Origin of the sequence: Prauserella isguenensis (assembly GCF_014191605.1) — a bacterium.
Taxonomy (GTDB): Bacteria; Actinomycetota; Actinomycetes; order Mycobacteriales; family Pseudonocardiaceae; genus Prauserella; species Prauserella isguenensis.
Genome location: NZ_JACHWU010000001.1, coordinates 1,696,441 through 1,720,125 on the forward strand (window position 1 = coordinate 1,696,441; position 23,685 = coordinate 1,720,125).

Annotated in this window: 21 protein-coding genes; 8 read left to right on the forward strand and 13 right to left on the reverse strand. The window is 70.1% G+C overall.

What is annotated here, in order from left to right; genetic code table 11:
• Window positions 1-58: 58 nt before the first annotated feature.
• Together FHS23_RS07855 and FHS23_RS07860 are read right to left on the reverse strand one after the other, a co-directional pair.
• Window positions 59-424 (reverse strand): hypothetical protein, encoded by a 366-nt coding sequence (locus FHS23_RS07855; protein ID WP_183650068.1) that lies wholly within the window; start codon window positions 422-424, stop codon window positions 59-61.
• A 127-nt stretch (window positions 425-551) separates the two neighbouring features.
• The gene (locus tag FHS23_RS07860; RefSeq protein ID WP_183650071.1) at window positions 552-1,016 is read right to left on the reverse strand and encodes an ATP-binding protein; all 465 of its coding nucleotides are present in this window, start codon (window positions 1,014-1,016) and stop codon (window positions 552-554) included.
• A gap of 271 nt (window positions 1,017-1,287) precedes the next feature.
• Here FHS23_RS07860 and FHS23_RS07865 point away from each other — a divergent pair, with 271 nt between their 5' ends.
• Window positions 1,288-2,700 carry a PP2C family protein-serine/threonine phosphatase gene (locus tag FHS23_RS07865; protein ID WP_343053715.1) on the forward strand — a complete coding sequence of 471 codons (1,413 nt, stop codon included), beginning with the start codon at window positions 1,288-1,290 and terminating at the stop codon, window positions 2,698-2,700.
• Window positions 2,701-2,826: 126 nt separating this feature from the next.
• Window positions 2,827-3,849, forward strand: a complete 1,023-nt coding sequence (locus FHS23_RS07870) for an ABC transporter substrate-binding protein (protein WP_246381374.1) — start codon at window positions 2,827-2,829, stop codon at window positions 3,847-3,849.
• A gap of 119 nt (window positions 3,850-3,968) precedes the next feature.
• On the opposite strand, the gene FHS23_RS07875 is transcribed toward FHS23_RS07870, so the two are convergent.
• From FHS23_RS07875 to FHS23_RS07885, 3 genes are all read right to left on the reverse strand, one after another.
• Complete coding sequence (locus tag FHS23_RS07875; RefSeq protein ID WP_343053716.1) at window positions 3,969-5,213, reverse strand: coiled-coil domain-containing protein; 1,245 nt, start codon at window positions 5,211-5,213, stop codon at window positions 3,969-3,971.
• Between the two features lie 109 nt (window positions 5,214-5,322).
• On the reverse strand, window positions 5,323-6,051 hold the full coding sequence (locus FHS23_RS07880; protein WP_183650074.1) for a sortase domain-containing protein: 729 nt from the start codon (window positions 6,049-6,051) through the stop codon (window positions 5,323-5,325).
• 1 nt (window position 6,052) lies between these two features.
• Window positions 6,053-7,492 (reverse strand): Ig-like domain-containing protein, encoded by a 1,440-nt coding sequence (locus FHS23_RS07885; RefSeq protein ID WP_425501094.1) that lies wholly within the window; start codon window positions 7,490-7,492, stop codon window positions 6,053-6,055.
• 430 nt (window positions 7,493-7,922) lie between these two features.
• Here FHS23_RS07885 and FHS23_RS07890 point away from each other — a divergent pair, with 430 nt between their 5' ends.
• Window positions 7,923-8,741 (forward strand): Bax inhibitor-1/YccA family membrane protein, encoded by an 819-nt coding sequence (locus tag FHS23_RS07890; protein WP_183650077.1) that lies wholly within the window; start codon window positions 7,923-7,925, stop codon window positions 8,739-8,741.
• A gap of 156 nt (window positions 8,742-8,897) precedes the next feature.
• Here FHS23_RS07890 and FHS23_RS07895 read toward each other — a convergent pair whose 3' ends face one another.
• From FHS23_RS07895 to FHS23_RS07925, 7 genes are all read right to left on the reverse strand, one after another.
• Window positions 8,898-9,929: a C40 family peptidase gene (locus FHS23_RS07895; protein ID WP_183650080.1), complete on the reverse strand. Its 1,032-nt coding sequence runs from the start codon at window positions 9,927-9,929 to the stop codon at window positions 8,898-8,900.
• Window positions 9,926-11,020: an enolase C-terminal domain-like protein gene (locus FHS23_RS07900; RefSeq protein ID WP_221218981.1), complete on the reverse strand. Its 1,095-nt coding sequence runs from the start codon at window positions 11,018-11,020 to the stop codon at window positions 9,926-9,928. The genes FHS23_RS07895 and FHS23_RS07900 overlap by 4 nt, the downstream gene beginning before the upstream one ends.
• Window position 11,021: 1 nt before the next feature.
• Window positions 11,022-12,167, reverse strand: coding sequence for a DUF819 family protein (locus FHS23_RS07905; protein WP_183650083.1), 1,146 nt, complete (start codon window positions 12,165-12,167; stop codon window positions 11,022-11,024).
• A gap of 138 nt (window positions 12,168-12,305) precedes the next feature.
• Window positions 12,306-12,680 (reverse strand): DUF3870 domain-containing protein, encoded by a 375-nt coding sequence (locus FHS23_RS07910; RefSeq protein WP_221218982.1) that lies wholly within the window; start codon window positions 12,678-12,680, stop codon window positions 12,306-12,308.
• 188 nt (window positions 12,681-12,868) lie between these two features.
• Entirely contained in the window at window positions 12,869-14,089 is a 1,221-nt protein-coding gene (locus FHS23_RS07915) for an acetyl-CoA C-acetyltransferase (protein WP_183650085.1), read from the reverse strand.
• 105 nt (window positions 14,090-14,194) lie between these two features.
• Window positions 14,195-14,374, reverse strand: a complete 180-nt coding sequence (locus FHS23_RS07920) for a hypothetical protein (RefSeq protein ID WP_183650089.1) — start codon at window positions 14,372-14,374, stop codon at window positions 14,195-14,197.
• A 277-nt stretch (window positions 14,375-14,651) separates the two neighbouring features.
• The gene (locus FHS23_RS07925; RefSeq protein WP_343053718.1) at window positions 14,652-16,532 is read right to left on the reverse strand and encodes a bifunctional metallophosphatase/5'-nucleotidase; all 1,881 of its coding nucleotides are present in this window, start codon (window positions 16,530-16,532) and stop codon (window positions 14,652-14,654) included.
• 134 nt (window positions 16,533-16,666) lie between these two features.
• Here FHS23_RS07925 and FHS23_RS07930 point away from each other — a divergent pair, with 134 nt between their 5' ends.
• The 4 genes from FHS23_RS07930 (at window position 16,667) to FHS23_RS07945 (ending at window position 21,934) form a co-directional block, all read left to right on the forward strand.
• Window positions 16,667-18,040 carry a cystathionine beta-synthase gene (locus tag FHS23_RS07930; RefSeq protein WP_183650094.1) on the forward strand — a complete coding sequence of 458 codons (1,374 nt, stop codon included), beginning with the start codon at window positions 16,667-16,669 and terminating at the stop codon, window positions 18,038-18,040.
• Between the two features lie 126 nt (window positions 18,041-18,166).
• A complete protein-coding gene (locus FHS23_RS07935; RefSeq protein WP_183650097.1) occupies window positions 18,167-19,558 on the forward strand; it encodes a hypothetical protein in 1,392 nt (463 codons plus the stop codon).
• A gap of 97 nt (window positions 19,559-19,655) precedes the next feature.
• The gene (locus FHS23_RS07940; RefSeq protein WP_183650100.1) at window positions 19,656-20,666 is read left to right on the forward strand and encodes a hypothetical protein; all 1,011 of its coding nucleotides are present in this window, start codon (window positions 19,656-19,658) and stop codon (window positions 20,664-20,666) included.
• Between the two features lie 110 nt (window positions 20,667-20,776).
• Window positions 20,777-21,934 carry a cystathionine gamma-synthase gene (locus FHS23_RS07945; RefSeq protein ID WP_183650103.1) on the forward strand — a complete coding sequence of 386 codons (1,158 nt, stop codon included), beginning with the start codon at window positions 20,777-20,779 and terminating at the stop codon, window positions 21,932-21,934.
• Window positions 21,935-21,949: 15 nt separating this feature from the next.
• Here the strand turns inward: FHS23_RS07945 and FHS23_RS07950 are convergent, their stop codons facing one another.
• On the reverse strand, window positions 21,950-22,171 hold the full coding sequence (locus FHS23_RS07950) for a hypothetical protein (RefSeq protein WP_183650106.1): 222 nt from the start codon (window positions 22,169-22,171) through the stop codon (window positions 21,950-21,952).
• Window positions 22,172-22,333: 162 nt separating this feature from the next.
• On the opposite strand from FHS23_RS07950, the gene ilvA reads away from it, so the two are divergent.
• Window positions 22,334-23,557, forward strand: coding sequence for a threonine ammonia-lyase (ilvA, locus tag FHS23_RS07955; RefSeq protein WP_183650109.1), 1,224 nt, complete (start codon window positions 22,334-22,336; stop codon window positions 23,555-23,557).
• Window positions 23,558-23,685: the final 128 nt, after the last annotated feature.

Here is a 23,685-nt window from a genome sequence, read left to right on the forward strand (position 1 = left end):
GCGGCCTACGCTGCACGTCGACCGGGGCCCGGCCCTCGGGGGCCGGGGGCCGTCGAACTCAGCACTTCTCCTTGGGGACGTAGCCCTGTTCGCAGGCGTATTCGAGCTGCGCCTCGCCCGCGGTGTCGTCGCGGCCGCGGCCGCCTGGGTCGAGGTAGCCCTGGTATTCCTTGCAGTCCGCGTTGAACTCGCCCGCCTCGAGCGCGCGTTCACCACAGCCGGGGCCGGTGTCCGCGGCTCCCCGGGGCCCGGCCGACGAACCCGGCGAGCTCGGCGACTGCGGTACCGAACCCGAGGGCGGCTCGGCGGACGCCGACGTGCGCGGCGCGGGGGCGGGGCCCGGCTCCTCGGAGCATGCGGCGCCCCCGGCCAGCACGACGGCAGGCAACAGGAGTGCCGGTACAAGTCGTGCCCACGTCATCATTCACCCATTGTGGGGTCGTGTCGGAGGTGGTCCGGCTGCGGGTACCCGCAACCGGTCGCCCGGCGAGTCGCTCACCTGCAGCGCAGCCCCGCTTTCGAGGGGCGCGATCCCGCCGGACACAGTGTCGTCAGCGGCCGAACGCCGGTTGCGAAACCCCTCGTTCGGGCGATGCCGGTGGCGGGTACGGCAGCTCGGCCCATACGACCTTCCCGTCCTGCCCCGCGGGGCGGCGGGCCCGGTCGACACCCCAGTCGTCGGCCAGTGCCGCGACGAGCAGCAGGCCACGACCGTGGTCGACGTCCGGACCCGGATGCAGCACCTCGGGACGTCGCGGGTCGGCGTCGGACACCTCGATGCGCAGCCGCCCCGCGCCGGTGCGCACCCGCAGCCTGCACGGCGGACGTCCGTGCACGACGGCGTTCGTCGCCAGTTCCGTGACCAGCAGGAGTACGTTCTGCCGGGACGACTCGTCGGTGACACCGAGTGCGGCGTCCACGGTGTGTCGGGCGTCCGTGGGACTGCGCAGGTCGGTGGCCAGCGCGATGTCTACCACGAGGGTGTCGGCCGCGACGCGGCTCTGCTCAATCATCATCGTCGGCCCCGTCGGCTCGGCGGTCCTTGCCGTGGATGAGGCGGAGTCGGTGCGGACGGACGCGAACACCCAGTGCCCGGTGACTCCGCCGATCGGGCGTCGACCGCGGATTGTTCACAACCCCCGTGTGCCCTCTGTGGCGCCTCGGTACACGCACCCGGGCGAACTTCCCACGATGGTCTTCTTGGGTGACACCTCTGTGGGTAGTGCGAGACATCTTCGCTGGCAGCGGGCATAGTGGTAACCCGGCTTCTGGCGGAGGTGAACCCCGGTGAGCGTCGAACGTGGGTTGAGCGGCCCGCTCAGCACGGAACTCGCCAGCGCTGTGCGCGCGGGGCGGTTGCCCCCCGACGGGTGGGCGGTGCTGGCAGACGTGCTCGCGAACCTGGACCCGGCGACGCCCGTGGGCGACGTCGTGGCGTCCTTGACCGATGCCGTGCCGGGCGAGCTGGGTGAAGCGGAGCTGCCCTCGCAGGAGGTGCGCACTCCCGCGCGTGGCAGGCCGGACCGCGACCTGCGGTGGCGGCTGGCCGACAGGCCCGTGACGGGACCGCCGTCACGCGACGACGTCGACCGCACGGCCTTTCTCGACGAGGTCAGCCGCGCATCCGCGACGTCGCTCAACAGCACGGAGATGCTGTCCCAGGTCGCCGCGCTCGTGCAGTCCCACGGGCTTGCCGACAGCACGCGCGTGTGGCGCTCGACCGACGACGGTCTGCGGTGCGCGACCCCGTCGTCGGGGGACGTGCGTCCCGACCTGACCGCCCAGCAGACCCTGATCACGCGGCGCTCCGTCCGCGCCGGGACGAGCAGGCTGAGCGTGCCGCTGCTGGCGGGCCGCCATGCGCTCGGTGTGCTGGATCTGGAACGCAGGCATCGCGGCTTCACGGCCGACGACATCTCGCTCGCACACGCCGTCGCGAGTCGTGCCGCGCTCGGTCTGCGTAATGCCCACGAATACGAGCGGGAGCACGAGCTCGCGCAGCGCCTGCAGCACGCGATGTTGCCGGCACTGGTCGAACTGGACGAGTTCGACATCGCGGCGCGATACCGGTCGTCGACGCGCGGTGTCCACATCGGTGGGGACTGGTACGACGCCTTCAGCCGTTCCGACGGGACGGTCGTGCTCACCGTCGGCGACGTCACCGGCCACGGTCTCGACGCGGCCGTCGTCATGGGACAGCTGCAGAACGCGCTGCGCGCCTACGCGATGGAGGGGCACGGGCCCGCGTCGTCGTTGCGGCTCGTGCACGAACTGCTGCGGGAGAGCCGGGGTTCGCTGTTCGCCACGGCCGTGGTCGTCGAGGTGCAGGTGCGCAGCGGCATGATCCGGTGGGCGAGTGCGGGGCATCCGCCGCCCCTGGTGCAGGACGCCGACGGGGATGTCGGATACCTCGACGCCGACCACGGACCGATGCTCGGCATCGATCTGTCGCCGTCGATCCCCGAACACCGGCGCAGGCTCACCCCGGGCTCGTCCGTCGCCCTGTTCACCGACGGGCTCATCGAACGCCGCAGCAGTGACATCGACGCCGGAATGGCGCGGCTGGCGACGGCGTTCGAACGGTGCTGTGACGGCACGGTCGGGGAACGGACCGACGATGTGCTGCACGAGATGCTCGGCGGCACCGATCACGACGACGACGTCTGCCTGCTGCTGTGCCGTTGGCTGGGGCGCGCCTGACGGGGTCGGGCACGCGCGCGCGGTGGCGGCTGCCGAGGTGCGGCTCCTGCCGCTGCTCTCGACGCCCGACCGGCCGTACGTCACAGGGGCTAGGTTTTTAACTTAGGCTTGCCTATCTTGGTCCGCATGTCTGGAACTCTGCCCGGTCCCTACCGGATGTCCCGCCGGAGCCTGCTCAGTGGTGCCGCCGCTCTTGCCGCCACCGGCTTCCTGTCCGCGTGCGGCCCCAACACCTCGGACGACGACGGCGGAGGTGACGGCTCGGGCGGGTGGTCGTTCACCGACGACCGCGGCGAGAAGGTGACGCTCGAGAGCACCCCGAAGCGCATCGCGGGTCTCAACGACGCCATCGCGTCGCTGTGGAACTACGGCATCGTGCCGGTCGCGTCGTTCGGCTACACCGGCCTCGACGCCGACGTGAACTTCGACGGCAAGGACACCTCGAAGGTCACCGAGGTCGGCGCCACGTACGGCGAGATCAATCTGGTGCGCCTCGAGGCGCAGAAGCCGGATCTGATCATCACGCACGCCTACCCCGAGGACGCCTCCGGCAAGGTCGACCCGAAGAAGCCGCTGTACGGCTTCAAGGACCTCAAGCAGCAGGAGGACGCCGCGAAGATCGCGCCGATCGTCGCGCTGGCGATGACCGGCTCCGCCGACAAGGTCGTCCAGCGCACCACCGAGTTCGCGAAGTCGCTCGGCGCCGACCAGCAGCTGCTCACCGAGAAGAAGCGGGAGTACGACTCCGCGCGCGACCGGCTTCGCGAAGCCGCCTCGTCCGGCCTGACCGTGATGGCGGTCGCGGCCTACGAGACCGACGGCGTCCACATCGCCAAGGCCGAGGACGACCCGGCGCTGCGCAGCTACACCGAACTCGGCCTGAAGTACCCCGACCCGGGCGGCGATGCGTACTACTGGCGCCAGGTGGCGTGGGAGAACATCACCGACTTCCGCACCGACGTGGTGCTCTACTCGCTGCGCGCCATGAGCGGCGACGAGATGCTCAAGCAGCCAACGTTCGCGAACCTGCCCGCCGCCGAGGCGAAGCAGGTCTACCCGTGGGAGTTCAGCGCGATGGACTACGTCGCGCAGGCCGCCACGATCAACCGCCTCGCCGAGAACCTGGAAGGCTCCCGCCGGGTCGTCTGACGTCTCCGCGGTGGGTCCGCCACCCCGGCGGGCCCACCGCGAGCGCGTCGGCGTCGGCGGGCCACGCCGTGGCCCCCGGCGACCCCGCGTCGGCGACCGGCGAGGTCATCGGGAGAGCGTTACTGCGAGGACGTGTCCTTCGGGCCGGGCGACGGCCGCTGCGCAGGAGTGCCGGGGGTCGTCGCCTCGGCGGACGAGTCGCCGTCTCCGGCGACGGAACCCGCCGACGCCGAGTTCCCGCCGTTCGACCGTGCGGTGTTCGACGTCGTGCTGCCCCCGTCGGCCGCCGTGCTGTTCGTGCCGACCTTCACGGGCCGCTGTGCGGGTCGCGTGGCCTCGGGGTCTCCGGATCCGTCTGACGACTCCGACGTCGGATCGGCAGCGGCCCCGTTCCCGGTGGTGTGCGAGAGCTGGACGGCGTTGGCCGTCTTGGCCGCGTCGAACGGCGTGGTCAGCGACTCCGGCAAATCCGAGAGCTCGGTGTCCTCGTCGTCGACCGGATCGAGTGCCGACTCGCCCGCGTGCAGGGCGTCCTCAGCGGCCTTGAGCCGGGCACGCGCCTCGTTGCGGATCTTGGTGAGCCGTTCGACGACCCCGTTCGCCTCGGAGGTCCGGCGCTCGGCGTCCGCGGTCGCGTCGTCAACGAGCTTCTTGGCCTTCGCGGTGGCCTCGTCGACCATGCGCTTGGCCTCGGTCGTCGCCTCGGCGATCCTGCGTTCCGCCGCGTTCTTGCTGGCTTCCTTGGTGTCGGCGACGTGCTTCTCGAGCGCGGCCTTCTCGGCGGTCATCTTCTTGTCGAACTCGCGCTCGATGGTGCGGCGCTTCTCCTCGGCCTCGCGGTCGAGTCGCTCCTGCCGCTCGGCGGCCTCGGTCGTCATCTTCTGCACGTCGGCCTTGGTGGAGGCCAACGCGTCGGTGTGCTCGCGCTGCAGTTCCTCGGCGTGCTGGTCGAGGGTCTCGACCAGTTTCATGTAGCGCTCGTGCAGCTTCTTCGAGACCTCGCCGCTCTCGGCCCACGTATTCGTGGCCGCCTCCTCGGCGCGGTTCACGATCTCCTCGGCCCGCGTGTTGGCGAGGTCGACGGAACGCTGCATGCGCTCGTCGAGATCCTCGGGACGCTCCGGCGGCTTCTTCAGCTCTTCGACACGTTGCTGCAGCCGGGTCACCTCCCGGCGGGCGTTCTCGAGTTCGCGGGACAGCGTCGTGAGCCGGGCGTTCGCGTTGTCGCGATCGGCCACGATGCGCTGCACCTGAGCCTCGAGGTGCTCGACGTACTGCAGGACCTGGGCGCGGTCGAACCCGTGCCACGCCTGGCTGAATTCCCGCCGCAGCGGCAGCAGTCGGTTGTCGTGCTCGGAAGCCATACTCAAGACCGTACCTTTGTGGGCGCCGGCTGTGGTGACAGGACTGTGACCCGGACGGGACCGTGCCCCGAACGTCCCGCGACCCGGTGTGGGCCGCAAGTCGGGGCGGTCAGACGGGTTCGGCGATGACGACCCGGTTCTCCTCGTACCCGGTCGTCCCTCCCTGCCACCTGCCTCCGCAGGTGACCAGCACGGCGCGATGTCTGCCGCTCTGCCCGAACAGTTCGCGTGCGCGCGCGGGCACGTCGTCCTTGTGCAGCGTCAGGATGCGCGAGACCTCGTAACGGAACTTCTCCCCGCCGTCGTCCGAGACGACGACGCGGTCACCGACCCGCACCTGCCACAGCTCCGAGAACGGACCTTCCCTGCCCTGCCAGTTGACGTGCCCCGCGAAGACGCTCGCGCCGCTCGGGGCGCCCAGGCCGGCGCCCCACCACGTGGCCTCGCCGAGATTCTCGGGCACGGGCAGCACCGCGTCGGGACCGAGGTCGTGACGGACCAGTGTGGCCGAGCCGCCGTCCGGCAACCGGACCGTGCCGGGCCGTTGGCCGCTCGGCGCCGGCGTCACCTCCGGTTCGGTACGGCGGTCCGGTTCCCCGTTCGGGACCGGTTCGTCACGGGACGTCTCCTGTTCATCCGGTTCGTCCGATGTGGTCGGCTCCGGTTGCTCCGCTCCGGCGGACTGCCCGCGGACGACCTGCCGTTCGTCCGCCGGCTCCGCGGTACCGGCGACGGCGTCGGTGGGCGGCATCAGCACCGCCGCACCCACCAACGCCTGTGCCACCAGTACCGAGGCCGCGCCCAGCAGATAGGCACCGGCCCGGTCGCGCCTCGCCATGTCAGTTCCCGGACAGCTGCCGGCGACGCGCGAGGAACCCGCCCGCGGCGGCCACCGCGACCGCGAGGCCGCCCAGGCCGATCAGTGCGCCCGTCGGTGTCGCCGTCGTGGTGGGACTCTGTGCCATCGGCTGCCCCTGCTCACCGGCGGGGATCACGGTCGGGACCTGATCCGCCTCGTTGCTGATCGTCAGCTCGAGCGTCCCGCCCGGTTGCACCTTCCCGCACGCTGACGGCGGATCGTCCGGATCGAACGCATCGGTGTAACCGTTCGGCGGGCTGACCTCGATCACGCAGATCCGCTGCGGTGCGCGCAGTCCGTCGACCGTGGCCACGCCGCCGGCGCCTTCGGTGGTGACGACGGCGGGCTTGCCGTCCTCGCCGACCAGCGGTTCGCCGTCGTCGCCCTTGGCGGCCGACTCCTTGTCGCCCGCGGTGACGCGCAACGGCACACCCGCGATGCCCTTCTCCGACTCGGCGTCGATCTTGGTGACCTTCACGCCGCCCGGTGCGTTCCTCGCCGTGCCGGTCGCCGAGGCCGTCAGTTCCTGTTCCCCGCCTGTCGACACCACGCGCTGGGTGTCGGCCGTGACCGGACTCTGGACGTACGGACGGGCGGCGGGGGCCGACATCGTGGCCGTCACCGACGGCTGCTCCGCCGTCGGCGTGACCCGGAACGTGGCGGTGCCGTCGTCACCGGTCGTCACGCTCGCCCGCTCACCGCCGACCCGGGCGCCCTCGGCGGACAGTGTCACCGGCACGCCGGGCACGCCCTTGCCCGCGGCGTTGGTCACCGATACGGACCACTCGCCGTCCTCGCCGATGGTCTGTTCCTGCTCCGGAGCCGTGACGTCGGCCTTCCACGGGCCGCGGTTGGCTTCGGCGTCGGCACGGAGCCGCTCCACCGCGTCCTTCGCGCCCTGCGGCAGCTTCGCGAACTGTCCCTCGACGTTGTAGGCGATCTGGTCGAACGGCAGGTCCCTGTCGAGATCCGCGGGCGTGCGCGGGGCGGCCGTCCACGAGTGCAGCAGGTGGGCCAGTGCGGCCGCCTCGTCGTCGCTCTGCGTGTCGCCGTAGCGCAGCAGCAGGTACGAGATGTTGGCGGCGGTGTCCTCCGGAATCTTCTCGCCCCATTTTGTGAGCAGCTCGTCACCGGGCTGGTACTGCTCGTCGGAGTCGGGTGCCTTCAGTGCGAACTGCACACAGAACACCTGCTTGCCGCCGACGAGGTAGGAGCCGTGCCAGTCGCGCTCGCGGTCCTGGCCGCCGTAGGGCTGGCCCGGCGTGGTTTCGTGTCCGTTGCCCTCCTGCACTTCGGCCGAGGCCGCGGGGGCGACGACGACCAGCGAGAACGTGGCGAGTGCGAGGGCTACGAGGAGTCGCAGGGCGAGGGCGCCGCGCCGGACGAGCCCGGAACGCGGCACGGTCGACGGGCGCGGCACGGTCGACGAGTGCCCGGTGGCGGCGGAGCTCTGCGTGCGGGCAGAGCTCCGGTTGCGGGAAAGGCGCAGGGTAGGCGCCACTGGAGTCCCCCTAAGGTCACGAACTGCGCCCGCGGTGCACCGCGCCCCCAGAGGCGGTGAGGCGTGACAGGCCGGGGAGGGTCGGGGTGACCCCGGCCGACGACGCGACCGGCGCGGCGGGCACGCGTTCGGTAATCGGTCGGATACGGCTCGTGATACTCGCTTCCCGCAGCGCAACCGGCAATCGGCCACTTGAGTGGACCTTCTCCGATCTCGGGCAACGATGTTTCCCACGTCCCTGCCACCCGTGGCGGGGATCGTGGGTAAAGTCGGGTTTACCGACCTACGGGAACCGGCCGGCGTGCCCGGTCGTTGTACCGGTGCAAGGCCAGTAGATCCAGGAGGATCAGTGCGAACCTCAAGCAACCCCGCCTTCCGCAACCTGCCGCAGGGCGCGGCCGGTCAGGCGCCGTACGCGGGTTTCCAGCAGCCGCAGGGCGGCGTCCCCGGCTACGGAACCCCGCAGGCCCCCTCGGGCGAAGCCGACCGCCCGATGACCGTCGACGACGTCGTCATGAAGACCGGCGCCAGCCTCGGTGTGACGCTGGTCATCGGCATCATCACCGCGATCTGGGCCCAGGGGCAGATCATGGCCGGCTCCATGGGTGCCGTCACCGGCGCCATGATCGGCGGCATGATCGTCGGCCTGATCCTGGCCCTGGTGATCATCTTCAAGCAGATGGTCAGTGCGCCGATGACGCTCGCCTACTCGGCGGCCGAGGGCGTGTTCCTCGGTGCGATCAGTGGCGTGTTCGAGATGATCGTCGAGGGTGTCGCGCTGCAGGCCGTCGTCGGCACCGCCGCGGTCTTCGTCGTGATGCTGGTCGTCTACAAGACCGGCGCCGTGAAGGTCACGCCGAAGTTCCGCAAGTGGATGATCGGCGCCATCGGTGGCGTCGCCATCCTGATGCTGTTCAACCTGGTGATGAGCCTGTTCGGCGTCAACGTCGGCCTGCGCGACGGCAGCACCATGGCGATCATCTTCAGCATCGTCTGCATCGGCGTGGCCGCGTTCAGCTTCCTGCTGGACTTCGACATGGCCGACCAGGCGATCCGCCAGGGCGTGCCCGCCAAGTTCGCCTGGTACGTGGCCTTCGGCCTGATGACGACGCTGGTCTGGCTGTACCTGGAGATCCTGCGTCTGCTGACCTACCTGCAGAGCGAGTAGCGCACGCCACGTCTCCCTCCTGCAGCAGTCGCCCGGTCGAATCGGCCGGGCGACTGCTGTCGCTCAGGGGGTAGCGGGGGAGGTCGACACGAGCGACGCCCGGGTGATGCGACCTCGCCCCGGGGCCGCTCGTGGTTCACGTTCCGGCTGCGTCGCTCAGATCATGCGCTTGGCGCCGGAGAACTCGTCGTCGGTGTCCCACTCCTGCCAGTCGACGATCGACACCGACTCGGAGGCGTTGGGCGCGTGGATCATCCGGCCGTCGCCGACGTACATGCCCACGTGGTGCACGCTGCCGACGCCGCCGGGCTCGGCGAAGAACAACAGGTCACCGGGCTGCAGATCCTCGACGGCGACGTCCTGGCCGTACGCGGCCTGCGCCGACGAGTCCCGCGGGATCGACACGCCGTGGGCCCGGTGGACGCTGTAGGTGAAGCCCGAGCAATCGAACCCGTACGCGGACACGCCCGCCCACAGGTAGCGCAGGCCCAGGAACTGCTTCCCGGTGGCGACCAGGTCGTCACCGGCCGGCGCGGCGGGCTGCTCGCCCTGGCCGTACACGTCGACCGCGTCCTGTTCGAGCCACGCGTGCGAGCCGTCCGGCAGGGCGACCCGCACCGCAGTCGGCGTCTCGGCGAGTACCGGCAGCCGTGTGTTGAAGCTGATCTCCGACAGCGGCTGCGCGCCGGTGGGGGTGCCCGTCAGCCATGTCTTGTCGTCGGTCACCTGCGCCCACGGACGGGTGTCGGTCAGGGTGTCGAACCGGTCGCCTGCGACGAGCTGGTCGACGGGCATCCAGCCGGGGTAGCCGCGGTCGTCGCGCGGGGTGTCCTGTCCCTCGACCACGACGTGGGCCCAGTCTCCGTCGACCTCGGTGACCTCGACCTCGGAACCGAGCACGGCCTGCGTCTCGAGCTTGCCGGTGAGCCAGCGCCGTGTCTCGGTGTCGGCCAGGTTCCGGTTCCACTGGTCCAGGTCGACCGGGTTGGTCAGCGACGGTGCGTCGACCGGCCGGTCCAGCCCCGGCTCGACCCACAGGGTCGCGGTGGTCACGTCGACGAAGGCGTGGTCACCCGCTTCGATGCCGTGTCCCTGTGCGGCCTCGTGCGGCGCGGCCGCCGCGGTGCCGGCGCTCGCGCCGACCAGCCCCGCGGCCAGCAGCGCGACCGTCGTTCTGCGGAGGTTCATTCCTGTTCTCCTTTCACCCATGGAGCGAAACCGATTCCCGGACCGGGATGGAGATGCATCTCGCTGCCGCGCAGGGTGTAACCACCGCTGAGGTCGGGGTCGTCGATCCACTCGGCCGAGTCGAGGTCGACGAGGGTGACCGCGGGATGGGCGGCTGCGAGGTGGGCGGCCGCAGCGATGGAGATCCTCGGCTCCATCATCGCGCCGACCATGCATTCGATTCCGGCTGCGCGCGCGATGTCGGCGATGGCGAGTGCCTCGTCCATCCCGCCGCACTTGGCCAGCTTGATGTTGAGCATGTCGGCGGCCCGCCGCTGCACGATCTCCAGCGCGCTGTGCGGCGAGGACACCGATTCGTCCGCCATGACCGGGACGTCGACCGCGGCCGTCACCGCGGCCATGCCCGCCAGGTCGTGGTCGGCGACAGGCTGTTCGACCAGCTCGAGGGGGATCCCGGCATCCTCGATGGCCCTGATCACGCGGATTGCCGCCTTCACGTCCCAGCCCTGGTTGGCGTCGAGGCGGAACCGCACGTCCGGCGCGGCGTCCCGGACCGCGCGGAGCCGCTCCAAGTCGGCGCGCCAGTCGTTGCCGAGCTTGATCTTCAGCACGTCGAAGCCGTCTCCGACCGCTTCGACGGCAGCGTCGGCCATGCGCTGCGGTGTGTCGAGGCTGACCGTCATGTCGGTGCGCAGCACCGTGGCGGTGTCCCCGCCGAGGGCCTCGGCCAGCGGCACGCCGAGCGTCCGGGCCCAGGCGTCGTGCAACGCCATGTCGGCCGCTGCCTTGGCTGCGAAGTTCCCGACGCAGGAGCCGGCGATGCCCGCCGCGACCTCACGCCGTCCGGTGTCGGCCCGTTCGGTCAGGGCCTGTTTCACCGGCCCGTTCAACACCGCCAGTACCGAATCGACGGACTCGCCCGTGACGCCGAAGGACTGCCCCGCCGAGCCGTGGCCGACGGTGCCGTCGGCCAGCTCGAGCTCGACGAGCACTCCCAGCATCGTGTCGACACGTCGACGTGCCGTGATGAACGGGCGCGCCAGCGGCGCCGAATAGCGCCGCGCCCGCAGGTCCGTGACAGCGGGCAGCACCTCAGATCACCCCCAGCACGTTCACCGTCGCCAGGCCGACGAACGTGCCCGAGAACGCGCCGATCAGAGCGAAGAGCACACCCACCGGGACCATCTGCCGGTGGAAGGCACTGGCCACGACCGGCGCGGAGGCCATGCCGCCGAGGTTGGCCGTGCTGGCCACCGCCAGGCTCGCCAGTTCGGACTTCGTCAGCTTGGCGTAGACGACCATGACGGTCGCGTGCACGATCAGTGCGATCACGCCGATCAGCAGGTACAGCGGCGCCTCGGCCAGCGACGAGAAGTCGGACCCGGAGGCGATGATGCCGATGATCACGTACAGCATCACCATCGCGAGCTCGGAGGAGCCGGCCGTCCTGCCGAGCCGGGTCGAGGCGATGACGAGGCCGAGCACGCTGACGATGAGGATCGTCCAGGTGGTGCCGGTGACGACGTCGCCGAGCTCCGGCAGCAGACCGCCGACCCAGGTCGCGAGGGCGGATACGAGCAGGCTGAAGCCGATCAACGTCATCAGCGACGTCAGGTCGATCGACCGTTCCTGCTCGTCGGCCGCGTGCCCGTCGAAGTCGATCGCCTTCGCCTTGGTCCACTGGTTGAACCGGTCGGCGACGCCGACGGAACTGAACATCACCAGCAGCCACAGTGAGTAGAGCACCGTGTCGACGATGAGCACATAGCCGATCAGCGTCTCCGGTGCATCCACAATGGACTGTACGGCGACCAGGTTCGCGGAACCACCGGTCCACGACGCGGCGAGCGCACCGAGCGCCTTGTAGGCCTCACCTTCCAGTGTCGCCTGGAAGATCAGGAACGCGACGACGAAGCCGATGGCGATGCTGAGCGCCGAGACGACGAACGTCAGCAGCAGCCTGGGGCCGAGCTTGATGATCTTGCGGATGTCGCATTTGAACAGCAGGAGCAGGATCATCGCCGGCAGCAGTGCGTCCTTCACCGCGTCGCCGGTCGCGTCCACGGAGTCGGAATCACCGAACACGCCCAGGGTGTTCAGCAGTGCCGCTCCGAGGTAGAGGAGCACGAATCCGGGTACGTACTTGAGGAACCGGTACTGCCGGCGCTGCGTGACGTAGACGATGGCCGCTGCCAGTCCCAGCAGCACACCGAGATAGAGGAATCCGTCGGTAATCATGTTCGCGTCGCCGCCGTCCTTTCTTCCTCACAACGCAAAAAAGTCGGAAACGCGCACCGACCGCTCGGGTCGTGTGCGTGTTTCCGACTGGGTCCGGCCCGGTGAGGGGCCAGGCAATCGCTGGGTGCTACGGAGACGTCAGCCCGCGGCGAGTCCGACCGCGCTGCGATACTTGGTCGCGGCGTGGTGCAGAGCCGCTATCAGGGCCCGCTGTGACGAGCCGTGATAGCGCGCGGCGATGCGCTCCGTGAGCAGATCTTCCTCCGTGATGCACTCTCGAACGAACAAGCCTTTGACGAACCTGTTCGTCAGGGCCAACGTCGCCGAGCACTCGGCATCAAGGATTCGGTGGGTGTCCGGATCGATCTCGAAGGCGATGAAGAACAGCCCGTACTGGCTGGTGATCGGGTTGTTCGAGGGTGCTTTGGCCTCGCCCGTGACGAAGACCGATGTGGACATGGCGAGACAGTAGGACAGGCCCACCTTCTCTCGGTAGTCCTCGTCGTCGCTCACCGGCAGACGTTACTCAACCGTCACCTGCCCCCGCACGCACGCGGCCACGCACAGTGCATTCGGGAGCAGGTTCGGGATGGGCGTTATCGAGGGAGGCCGGTTGTCAGAAGCCGACTCCCGAAGTCAGGGATGCGCCGAGGTTCTGCCACTTGCACCGCTACGCAGGTCCGGTAGAACTCTGCCTCGTTTCAGCTGAGGCGTTCGAGGACCATGGCCATGCCTTGGCCGCCGCCGACGCACATGGTTTCGAGGCCGAACTGCTTGTCGTGGTGCTGCAGCGAGTTGATCAGCGTCGAGGTGATGCGGGCGCCGGTCATGCCGAAGGGGTGGCCGACGGCGATGGCGCCGCCGTTGACGTTGAGTGTGTCGAGGTCGATGCCGAGGTCGCGGTAGGAGGGGATGACCTGGGCGGCGAAGGCCTCGTTGATCTCGACGAGGTCGATGTCGCCGATGGACATGCCTGCGCGGGACAGTGCCTGCTGGGAGGCTTCGACGGGGCCGTATCCCATGATCTCGGGCGAGAGTCCGGACACGCCGGTGGACACGACGCGGGCGAGCGGGGTGAGGCCGAGCTGCTTGGCCTTGGTGTCGCTCATGATCACCAGGGCGGCGGCGCCGTCGTTGAGGGGGCAGGCGTTGGCGGCGGTGACGCGGCCGTCGGGGCGGAACACCGGCTTGAGACCGGACACGCCTTCGAGGGTCACGCCCGCGCGGGGGCCGTCGTCGGCGTCGACGACGGTGCCGTCGGGCAGGGTCACCGGGGTGATGTCCTTGGCCCAGAAGCCGTCGGCGATGGCCTTCTCGGCGAGGTTCTGCGAGCGCACGCCGAACTCGTCCATCTCTTCGCGGGAGATGCCCTTCAGTCGGGCGAGGTTCTCGGCGGTCTGGCCCATGGCGATGTAGACGTCGGGCAGCTGCCCGTCCTCGCGCGGGTCGGTCCAGCCGTCGGTGGCCTGCTCGGCGGTGGCGGCGGTGCGGGCTTCGGCGTCGGCGAACAGCGGGTTGTGGGTGTCGGGCAGCGAGTCGGAGTTGCCCTTGGCGAACCGGGACACCGTCTCGACGCCCGCGGAGATGAACACGTCGCCCTCGCCCGCCTTGATGGCGTGCATGGCCATGCGGGTGGTCTGCAGGCTCGACGAGCAGTAGCGGGTGATGGTGCAGCCGGGCAGGTGGTCGTAGCCGAGCAGGCTCGCCACGACGCGGCCCATGTTGAAACCGGACTCGCCGCCGGGCAGGCCGCAGCCGAGCATCAGGTCGTCGATGTCGGCCGGGTCGAGCTGGGGAACCTTGTCGAGGGCAGCGCGCACCATCTCCGCGGCGAGGTCGTCGGGGCGCTTGTCCACCAGTGATCCCTTACCCGCCCTGCCGATGGGCGAACGGGCTGCGGACACGATCACGGCTTCAGGCATGGTGGACACTCCTTCGGATCGACCTAAGCGGATGCTTACGTATATCCTGCCTTCCGCTGCGCGCCCTGGCCAGTGGTGTTATCGCGCGTCACGTCACTGGCACCATCACGCCGTGTCGACCCACCGGAGCAGGGCGTTGCGCCCGCGGACGATCGGTCTCTGGGCAGGCGGTCTGTTGCTGGTCGCCGCAGCGGCGGCCACCACGATGTTGCTGTTGCTCGGCGGCGGCAGGCCCGACGACCGCGCCAGGTTGGACGCGCGGCGGACCGCGTCGAGCCTCGTCATCGGCACGGGTGGGGAACGGGACGGAACTTCCCGCCCGGGTGGGAGACGCGGCCGGCGGCGGGCGATGATGCGTGTCACGCCCAAGGTGCTCTGCGGCGTGCCGGCTCGGCGCGGCACCGGGGCCACCCCGGTACCGATAACGGGCGCACGGCGGTCCGGTGCGTGCCGGCGGGATGCGCGGTGGCGGCCGGCGGGCTTTCGACGTCGACCTGGGGTTTGGTGATGGCGGAGCGGCGCGGGAGGCCCGCAGGCTCCCCGCGCCACCCCGCGGTGGTCGTCAGCCGGTCGTGGCGATGCGGCCGTTACCGCCCACCGGGTACTGGTCGGCGGTGACGGAACCGTCCAGCCCTTCGATGAGGTAGCCCTCGACGGCCTGCTGATACGTGGCGCCGACCGAGGTGAAGTCCAGGTCGCCGAACGGATAGCCGTCGCCGCCCCGCGCAGAGAAGTCGTTGGTGGCGACCGAGATCGGCGCCCCCTCCACGACCTCGCCGTTCTCGACGACGACCGTGCCGTCGTCGAGCATCACGTTCTGCACGCGTTCGCCCGGCTCCACCACCTCACCGCTGTTCTCGTCCACGACCTGGGCCTTGGCGCTCGGGTCGTAGGTGAACTTCACGCCCGAGACCTGCATGAACGCGCCCGCGGCGTCGGGGGCGGCGGCCACGCCGCGCTCGAGCAGCTGACGGAACGTATCTCGCGGGACCTCGGGCACGACCGCGACGAAGTTCGAGAACGGTGCGACGTCGTAGGTGTCGAGCGCGCTGATGTCGCCCGCGGGCAGCGTCGAGTCGTTGCGGATGCCGCCGCCGTTCTGGATGCCGACCTGCGGCGGCGTCACGCCGTACTCCTCCGCCTTCTGCTCACCCGTCCAGCGCAGGCCGTCGGCGACGAGGTTGCCGAGGTTCGTCTCCCGGCTGCGCACGTCGTTCCGGACGCCGTTGAGCGGCACCTCGCTCGTCGCGACGGTCGTGTCGGCCAGCTCCTCCAGATGCTGCGCGACCGGCTCCTCCACCTCGGAGCGGATCGTCGTGTCCCCACGGACCGCGTCGGGGCCGACCCCGGAGACGCGCACCGGGCCCGACTCGGCCTCGTCGACGTCGATGACCTCACCGCGCCGGTTGAAGTTCAGCACCAGCCTGCCGACGTACTTGTAGTCGCCGGTCGTGGTGACGACGGGAACGCGGTTGCCGTCGGCGTCGTCGGCGTAGAGCGGGAAGTCGCGCTCGGCCTCGTCGCCGGGGACGAGCCGGTCGTCGTCGCCTGCGAGGATCTCGCCGCCGCCCGCGCCGACGACCGCGTCCACGCCCTTCAGCTGCGGCACCAGCTCGAGTTCGTTGTCGATGTCCTGCAGGTGTGAGACGAGCAGCACCTTGTCGATACCGCGGTCGGCGAAGTCAGCGGCGAGCGCGTTGGTCAGCTCGGCCATCTCGGCGTCGACCTCGACGTTCCGGGGGCTCGACAGCGACGGCAGCTCCGGCGTGGTCAGGCCGATCATGCCGATCCGCTGGCCCCGGGAGCGCAGCACCTTGCTCTTGAGGATCGTGCCGTCCTCGGCGTGTGCGTCGAGCGTCGGCTCACCGGAGACGTCGACGTTCGTGCTCACGAACGGCAGTGAACCGTCGAACGCGGAGATGAAGTCGGCGAACGTCTCGGGGCCGAAGTCGAACTCGTGGTTACCGATCGTGGAGGCGTCGAAGTCGATCCCGTCGACCGCGCGGGCGTCGTAGAAGGGCGCGCCCTCCTCCTGGCTGGCGGAGAACTCGGGACCCGCCAGGAAGTTGTCGCCGCCCGAGAGGGTGACCTCGCCGCGCCACGGCGACTGCCCGGGCCTCGGTGGGCCCGTGAGGGCGTCGGAGCGCAGGTCGTCCATCACCGTCGCCATGCGCGACGGGCTGCCGTACGGGTTCTGCCCGCCGTCGACGATCTCGCCCTCGTCGGCACCGTCTCCCGGCACACCGAGCAGCGCGGACTCCATGTCGTTGGCGAACAGGACGTTGAGGGTGAACGTGGGGACGTCGTCGAAGAACCAGCCGAACGGGTTCGGGTTCGGTGCGGCTCCGGCGGCGCCCCCGGACGCGGCCAGCAAGGCGCTCGCGAGCGCGGTGGCGGTGGCGGCTCGTGCCACCCGCTTGTGCCGTCTCGGCAGGGCTTTCACGGCGGGGACTCCTTGTTACGGACGTGACGGTCGAAACCACGTGAGCTAAGCACAGTGGTCCTTTTCGGACAATGAAATCGAAAAGAACCCCGACTAACGATGTGCAACGGTCATCGGCTGATTACTCTGGCGGCATGGAATACGCCGAACACGTCATCGACCTCGTGGGAGACACCCCGTTGGTCAAGCTGAACTCCGTGACCGACGGAGCAGGCCCGCTCGTGCTGGCCAAGGTTGAGTACGTCAACCCCGGTGGCAGCGTGAAGGATCGCATCGCGCTGCGGATGGTCGAGGCCGCCGAGGCGTCCGGGGAGCTGAAACCGGGCGGCACGATCGTCGAACCGACGTCCGGCAACACCGGGATCGGGCTCGCGATGGTTGCGCAGCGCAAGGGTTACCACTGCGTGTTCGTCTGCCCCGACAAGGTCAGCGAGGACAAGCGCAACGTCCTCGAGGCCTACGGCGCGCGGGTCGTCGTCTGTCCGACCGCGGTGCCGCCCGAGCACCCGGAGTCGTACTACAGCGTCTCCGATCGGCTCGTCACCGAGATCGAGGGCGCGTGGAAGCCCAACCAGTACGCCAACACGAGCAACCCCGAGAGCCACTACCACTCGACCGGCCCCGAGCTGTGGCAGCAGACCGACGGCAGGCTCACCCACTTCGTCGCGGGTGTCGGCACCGGCGGCACGATCTCCGGCACCGGCCGCTACCTCAAGGAGGCCTCCGAGGGCAAGGTCAAGATCGTCGGCGCCGACCCGGAGGGTTCGGTGTACTCGGGCGGTACGGGACGGCCGTACCTCGTCGAGGGCGTCGGCGAGGACTTCTGGCCGGAGACCTACGACCGCGACGTCGCCGACGAGATCATCGCGATCTCCGACGCCGACTCGTTCATCATGACGCGCCGTCTCGCCGCCGAGGAGGGCCTGCTCGTCGGCGGGTCGTGCGGCATGGCCGTGGCCGCCGCGGTGGAACTGGCCAAGCGGTGCGACCCCGACGACGTCATCGTGGTGCTGCTACCCGACGGCGGCCGTGGCTACCTGGGCAAGGTCTTCAACGACTCGTGGATGGCCTCCTACGGTTTCCTGCCGCCCGATTCGACGGACGCCACGGTCGGTGACGTGTTGCGCCGCAAGGACGGCACCCTGCCGGACCTCGTGCACACGCATCCTCACGAGACCGTCACGGAGGCCGTGGCGATCATGCGCGAGTTCGGCGTGAGCCAGATGCCGGTCGTCAGCGCCGAGCCGCCCGTGATGGCCGCCGAGGTCGTCGGCGCCGTCAACGAACGGGACCTGCTCGACAAGCTGTTCGGTGGCAAGGTCGCACTCGCCGACATGTTGCAGGACCACATGTCGCCGCCGTTGCCGACGATCGGCGCCGGCATGTCCATCACGGCCGCCATCAACGCGCTGACCTCGGCCGATGGTGCCCTCGTGCTGGAAGGCGGCAAGCCGGCCGGTGTCGTCACCAGGCAGGACCTGCTCGCGTTCATCTCCGGTCGGGAGTGAGCGGCGTTCGGTTTGCCTGGTTCTGCCCGCTGCCCAGCGGGGCGTTCCGGGTCACGATCGGGTGTATCCGCTAGCGTGTGCCCGAGCTAGAGACAGAATGTCCTCGTCAAGGGGGTTCAAGCCCACATGAGTGCTCCGCAGCCACCGAACCAGCCCGGGGGTGGCGAGCAGCAGCCGCCGCAGGGGTCGCCGAGCGGTTCCCAGCCTGCTCAGGACGGTCCGTTCGAGTCGGCCGAACCGACGCAGGTCGTGCAGCCCGGCCAGTCGGGCCAGGGTGGCCAGATGCCGCAGCAGCCCGCCGACCAGGGAAGTGAGGCGGCCCAGGCGCCGCAGCAGCCCGCCGACCAGGGTGGCGAGGCGACCCAGGTCGTCCAGCCTGCGCAGCCCGGTCAGCAGCCACCGCAGGGCGGCCCCGAGTCGACGCAGCTCGTCTCGCCCGACATGCAGCCGCAGGCGTCGATTCCGTACGCCCCGCCACCGAGCGCGGCGGACAACCCCGCTGCGGTGAACCCCCAGGGCTACGGCGCCCCTCAGGGGCAGCAGGGTTTCGACCCCTCGCAGGGACAGCAGGGCTTCGGCGCACCGGCCCAGCCCGGCGGTTTCGACCCGTCGCAGGGGCAGCAGGGCTTCGGTGCTCCCGGCCAGCCGCCGCAAGGCGGTTACGGCCAGCCGCCGCAGGGCTTCGGCCCGCCTCCCGGTCAGCCGGGTGGCTTCGGCGGACCGCCTCCGGGCCAGTTCGGGGGTCAGCCGGGCTACGGAGGCCAGCAGGGCGGCGGCAACGACACGGCGAAGACGCTTTCCATGCTTATCGGAGGCGTCAACTGCGGATTGGGCGCCATTTTCCTGATCTTCGGCCTGATCAGCGCCATCTCGTTGAGCGGCTACTCCTTCGTGTCCACGGGCGCCGTCTTGATGAGCTTCTTGCTGCTGATCCCGTACGCCGGCATGGTCGCCGGTGGTGTGATGGTCTTCCTTCGCAAGCGGATCCAACACTTCCTGCTGGTCGGATCAGGTGGCGCGATCCTTCTACTGGCCATCATCACTGTGGCGATTTACTTCACCGCAACCGCGATGATCGGGATTTTCGTCGGTATCATCGCGGCCGGTTCCGGAATCCTGGGCTTCTTCCCCCAGACCCGCGCGTACCTCGGTATGGACAGCGTCCCGGCCGGTCCCGGTGGCCCGGGCGGCTTCGGTGGTCCCGGTGGCCCGGGCGGCTTCGGGCAGCCGCCGCACGGTCAGCCCGGTGGCTTCGGTCAGCCCGGTCATCCCGGTCAGCCCGGCCAGCCGCCGCAGCAGCCCGGTCAGCCGGGCGGCTACGGCCCGCCGTCCGGTGGCTTCCCCCAGCCCGGCGGCCAGAACCCGCCGTCGGGCGGCTTCGGCCAGCCCGGTGGGCCCAATCCGCAGTCGGGCGGTTTCGGTCAGCCCGGCCAGCCGCCGCAGCAACAGCCGGGGCAGCCCGGCGGGTACGGTCCGCCTCCGCAGGGGCCGCCTCCGGGCCAGCCGCCGCAGTGGTGAGGTCCTGAGCGGACGCGGTGCTGAACAACGTGGCATCGATCCGTGGTGCTGATGCGCCGAGCACAGACCGATCGTTGGCGAAAGGGTTCGTGGACGCATGAGTGCGCCGCAACCGCCGAACCAACCCGGCGCGCCGGGACCGCAGCCCTACGGGGCCGGCGGTTTCGGCGCGCCGCAGGGTTTCGGCGGGCAGCAGGGTTTCGGCGGGCAGCAGCAACCGGGTTTCGGTGTGCCCGGCCACCCGCCTGCCGGTCAGCCGGGTGGCTTCGGCAGTCCTCCTCTGACGCAGTTCGGGCCCGCGGGTCCCGGCGGTCGTTCGAACGTCGGAGCCTGGATCACCGGCAGTGCCATTGCGCTCCTCGGCCTCGTCACGCTGATCCTGTCGATCACGCTGTGGGTCGACATCGGAAGCGCACCGGAGGTGCCGGAGGCCGCGGGCCGAGCAGGCATGACGTACGACCGGTGCGTCCAGCAGCTCGGCGAAGGGCATCAAAGCTGCGAGCAGCTGCGCGCACTCCAGGAGAACGCGGCGGACGCGCGCGAGCAGGCCGAGGACACGATCGCGACCCTCACCTTCCACGTCGTCATGCTGCTGGTGTCCGGTGTCCTCGCCGTCGGCGCCGGTGTGCTGTGGGCGCTCAACGACAAGCTTCCCTCGAAACTGCGCAGGAACCTACCGATCATGGCGGCGGCCGCGGGCCTGCTGATGCTGTTGTTCTCGGTGATGTTCCTCAACGAAGGGGGGAACGTGACGCGGGTCGTGCTCACGCTGATCTTCGGCATCGTGATCCTCGCGGTGGGCATCTTCGGCTCGAGTTTCGCCACCGCCCGAGTGCTGGGCCTCGAGACGAAGTCCGGAGGCCCTGGCAACGAGGGTCCTCCCGGACCTCCGGGCGGCTTCGGCGGCCCGCCGGGTCCGCCCACCGGTTATGGCTATGGCGGTCCGCCGGGCCCGCCCGGCGGTTATGGCGGCCCGCCGCAGGGACCGCCTCCGGGTCAGCAGCCGGGTGGTTTCGGCGACCCTCGTCCGCAGCCGCCTCCGGGGCAGCCCGGTGGTTACGGCGGTCCGCCTCCGGGACCGCCTCCGGGCCAGCCGCCGCAGTGGTGAGGTCCTGAACAGCAATACGTACCGGCGCCCCGGTCGCTGTCGAGCGGCCGGGGCGCCGTCGTTTCCCGTCTCGGGGTGTCCTGCGTCGGAGCCCGCAATAGGGTGGGCACATGTCCCACGAATCCGCCGACACAGGCTTCTCCACCCGCGCCATTCACACCGGTCAGGAACCCGACCCGCGAACCGGGTCGGTCATCGTGCCGATCTACCAGACCTCCACGTACGCCCAGGACGGTGTCGGCGGCACCCGGGAAGGCGACTACGAGTACTCGCGCACCGCCAACCCGACGCGCACCGCCCTCGAGGAGGCGCTCGCCGCGCTGGAGAACGGCCGCCACGCGCTCGCGTTCGGCTCGGGCATGGCCGCGAGCGACGCCGTGCTGCGCACCACGCTGCGGCCCGGCGACCACCTGGTCCTCGGCAACGACGTCTACGGCGGTACGTTCCGCCTCATCGACAAGGTCCTCACCGGCTGGGGAGTCACCTACAGCGTCGCTCACCTGTCCGATGTGGACGAGGTGCGCGCCGCGATGCGCCCGGAGACGAAGCTCATCTGGTGCGAGTCGCCCACGAACCCGTTGCTGGGCATCTCCGACATCACCACCCTCGCTGCGATCGCCCACGAGGGCGGCGCGAAGCTGGTCGTGGACAACACGTTCGCGACGCCGTACCTGCAGACTCCACTCGACCTGGGCGCCGACGTCGTTGTGCACTCGACGACGAAGTACCTCGGGGGGCACTCCGATGTGGTCGGCGGCGCGGTTGTGACCGGCGACGACGACCTGCGGGAGCAGCTGTTCTTCCTGCGTAACTCGGCGGGAGCTGTGCCGGGCGCCTTCGACGCGTGGTTGACGCTGCGTGGCCTCAAGACCCTGTCGGTGCGGATGGAGCGGCACTGCGACAACGCCGAACGCATCGCCGCGATGCTGCAGGACCACCCGAAGGTCGCGCGGGTGTACTACCCGGGGCTGGCAGAGCACCCCGGACACGACGTCGCGGCGAAACAGATGCGGCGGTTCGGCGGGATGGTCGCGTTCGACCACGTCGACGGGGAGCAGGCGGCGCTGAAGGCCGCCGCGGGCACGAACGTGTTCATCCTGGCCGAGTCGCTCGGCGGGGTCGAATCGTTGATCGAACACCCCGGGCGCATGACGCACGCGTCGGCCGAGGGTTCGTTGCTGCAGGTGCCCGCGGAACTGGTGCGGCTGTCCGTGGGCATCGAGGACGGCGCCGACCTCATCGACGACCTGCGGCAGGCCCTGGCCTGACCGCTTCGGCGACGGCTACGGCCGGTAGTTGCGCGGCGCCTCGTCGTCGCCACCGGCCGGGCCGTGCTGGTCGCCGGGGCCGGTGGCGGGCAGGTCCTCGCCGTCCACGCAGCCGCCGATGAAGTGCACGTTGTCGGCGTGCCGTACGTACTGACCGGGATCGCCACACGAGGCGTAGCCGACCGTGAACACGGCCGCGCCCGCGAGGGCCATGGCCGACACGATGCCGGCGAGCATTGGTGTGACACGGCCCTGCGAGCGTGCGTCTCGCGGTACCGACGGCCGTGCCATGCTGTTCCTCCGGTCGTGGATGCGTCCCCTGGGCCGGCTCCAGGGTACCCAATGCTTACGCGCCACATACACGCAAGCTCCGATATCGGAGGGAGAGTCGTCACAGACATGACCGCCACGCGGCTCGTCGACCTTGACCGCATCCGACAAGCGCGGGACCTGCTCAGCGGGGTCGTCCGCGTGACCCCGATGGAGCACGCGCGCGAGTTCGCCGACGCCTTCGGCGGCCCGGTCCACCTCAAATGCGAGAACCTGCAGCGTACGGGCTCGTTCAAGGTGCGGGGCGCGTACACGCGGATCCACGGGCTCTCCGCCGAGGAACGTGCTCGCGGGGTCGTCGCGGCGAGCGCGGGGAACCACGCTCAGGGTGTCGCCCTGGCTGCCTCGCTGGTCGGCACGCAGGCGACCGTGTTCATGTCGCGGAAGGCACCACTGCCGAAGGTTGCCGCCACGCGCGGTTACGGCGCCGACGTCAACCTCGTGGGCACGGCGTTCGAGGAGGCTTTCGCGGAGGCGGCCGAGTTCGCGGAACGTACCGGCGCGGTGTTCATCCACCCGTTCGACCACCCCGATGTCATCGCAGGTCAGGGCACGGTCGGCTTGGAGATCCTGGAGCAGGTGCCGGACGTCGGCACGGTGCTGGTGTCCACCGGCGGCGGCGGGCTCGTATCGGGTGTGGCGAGTGCCATCAAGGCGAGCAGGCCGGAGGTGCAGCTCGTCGGGGTGCAGGCCGACTCCGCGGCCGCGTTTCCGCAGTCCCTGGCCGCGGGCGCACCGGTGGGACTCGAGAGCACGCACACGCTCGCCGACGGTATCGCCGTGGCACGGCCGGGGGACCTGACGTTCGAGCACGTGACGACGCTGGTGGACGACGTCGTGACGGTAGGGGAGGAGACGCTGTCACGGGCGGTCCTGAACTGTCTGGAGCGGCGCAAACTCGTCGTCGAACCCGCGGGGGCGGCGCCGGTGGCGGCCCTGCTCGAGCACGAGGGCGCGTTCGAACCGCCGGTCGTGGCGGTGCTGTCCGGCGGCAACGTCGATCCGCTGCTGCTGATGCAGATCATCCAGCACGGCATGACGGCCGCGGCGCGGTACCTGCACGTGCGGCTGTGGGTGCCGGACCGGCCGGGATCGCTCGCGGGCGTGGTCACGCGGATGAGCGAACTCGGAGCGAACATCGTCGACATCGAGCACTCCCGCATCTCCGGCAGGCTCGGCATCGGCGAGGTCGAGGTGGCGCTGAAACTGGAGACGCGCGGTCCGGAGCACTGCGACGACGTCATCGCCGAGCTTCAGCGGGCCGGCTACACGGTGGCCTCCGCCGACCACTGACCGCGCACGGCGGCGCCCCCGAGGGCACCTTGGTGGCTCCCGCCCGCCAGCCCGACCACCGCCCCTCATCGGGACGCTGACGCGTGGCTGGGGCGGAGGCCCGAAGGTGCCCTCGGGGGCTTCTCACC

Excerpts from the sequence above, each read along its gene's own strand:
- FHS23_RS07940 (WP_183650100.1), top strand. The coding sequence starts at position 19,656 with ATGAGTGCGCCGCAACCGCCGAACCAACCCGGCGCGCCGGGACCGCAG.
- FHS23_RS07875 (WP_343053716.1), bottom strand. The coding sequence starts at position 5,213 with ATGGCTTCCGAGCACGACAACCGACTGCTGCCGCTGCGGCGGGAATTC.
- FHS23_RS07895 (WP_183650080.1), bottom strand. The coding sequence starts at position 9,929 with ATGAACCTCCGCAGAACGACGGTCGCGCTGCTGGCCGCGGGGCTGGTC.
- FHS23_RS07905 (WP_183650083.1), bottom strand. The coding sequence starts at position 12,167 with ATGATTACCGACGGATTCCTCTATCTCGGTGTGCTGCTGGGACTGGCA.
- FHS23_RS07950 (WP_183650106.1), bottom strand. The coding sequence starts at position 22,171 with ATGCTCGCCGGCATCGTGTCGGCCATGGCCCTCGCGGGCGCGGCCGTG.
- FHS23_RS07945 (WP_183650103.1), top strand. The coding sequence starts at position 20,777 with ATGTCCCACGAATCCGCCGACACAGGCTTCTCCACCCGCGCCATTCAC.
- ilvA (WP_183650109.1), top strand. The coding sequence starts at position 22,334 with ATGACCGCCACGCGGCTCGTCGACCTTGACCGCATCCGACAAGCGCGG.
- FHS23_RS07855 (WP_183650068.1), bottom strand. The coding sequence starts at position 424 with ATGATGACGTGGGCACGACTTGTACCGGCACTCCTGTTGCCTGCCGTC.
- FHS23_RS07860 (WP_183650071.1), bottom strand. The coding sequence starts at position 1,016 with ATGATGATTGAGCAGAGCCGCGTCGCGGCCGACACCCTCGTGGTAGAC.
- FHS23_RS07880 (WP_183650074.1), bottom strand. The coding sequence starts at position 6,051 with ATGGCGAGGCGCGACCGGGCCGGTGCCTATCTGCTGGGCGCGGCCTCG.
- FHS23_RS07915 (WP_183650085.1), bottom strand. The coding sequence starts at position 14,089 with ATGCCTGAAGCCGTGATCGTGTCCGCAGCCCGTTCGCCCATCGGCAGG.
- FHS23_RS07935 (WP_183650097.1), top strand. The coding sequence starts at position 18,167 with ATGAGTGCTCCGCAGCCACCGAACCAGCCCGGGGGTGGCGAGCAGCAG.
- FHS23_RS07870 (WP_246381374.1), top strand. The coding sequence starts at position 2,827 with ATGTCTGGAACTCTGCCCGGTCCCTACCGGATGTCCCGCCGGAGCCTG.
- FHS23_RS07930 (WP_183650094.1), top strand. The coding sequence starts at position 16,667 with ATGGAATACGCCGAACACGTCATCGACCTCGTGGGAGACACCCCGTTG.
- FHS23_RS07920 (WP_183650089.1), bottom strand. The coding sequence starts at position 14,374 with ATGACGAGGCTCGACGCGGTCCGCCGCGCGTCCAACCTGGCGCGGTCG.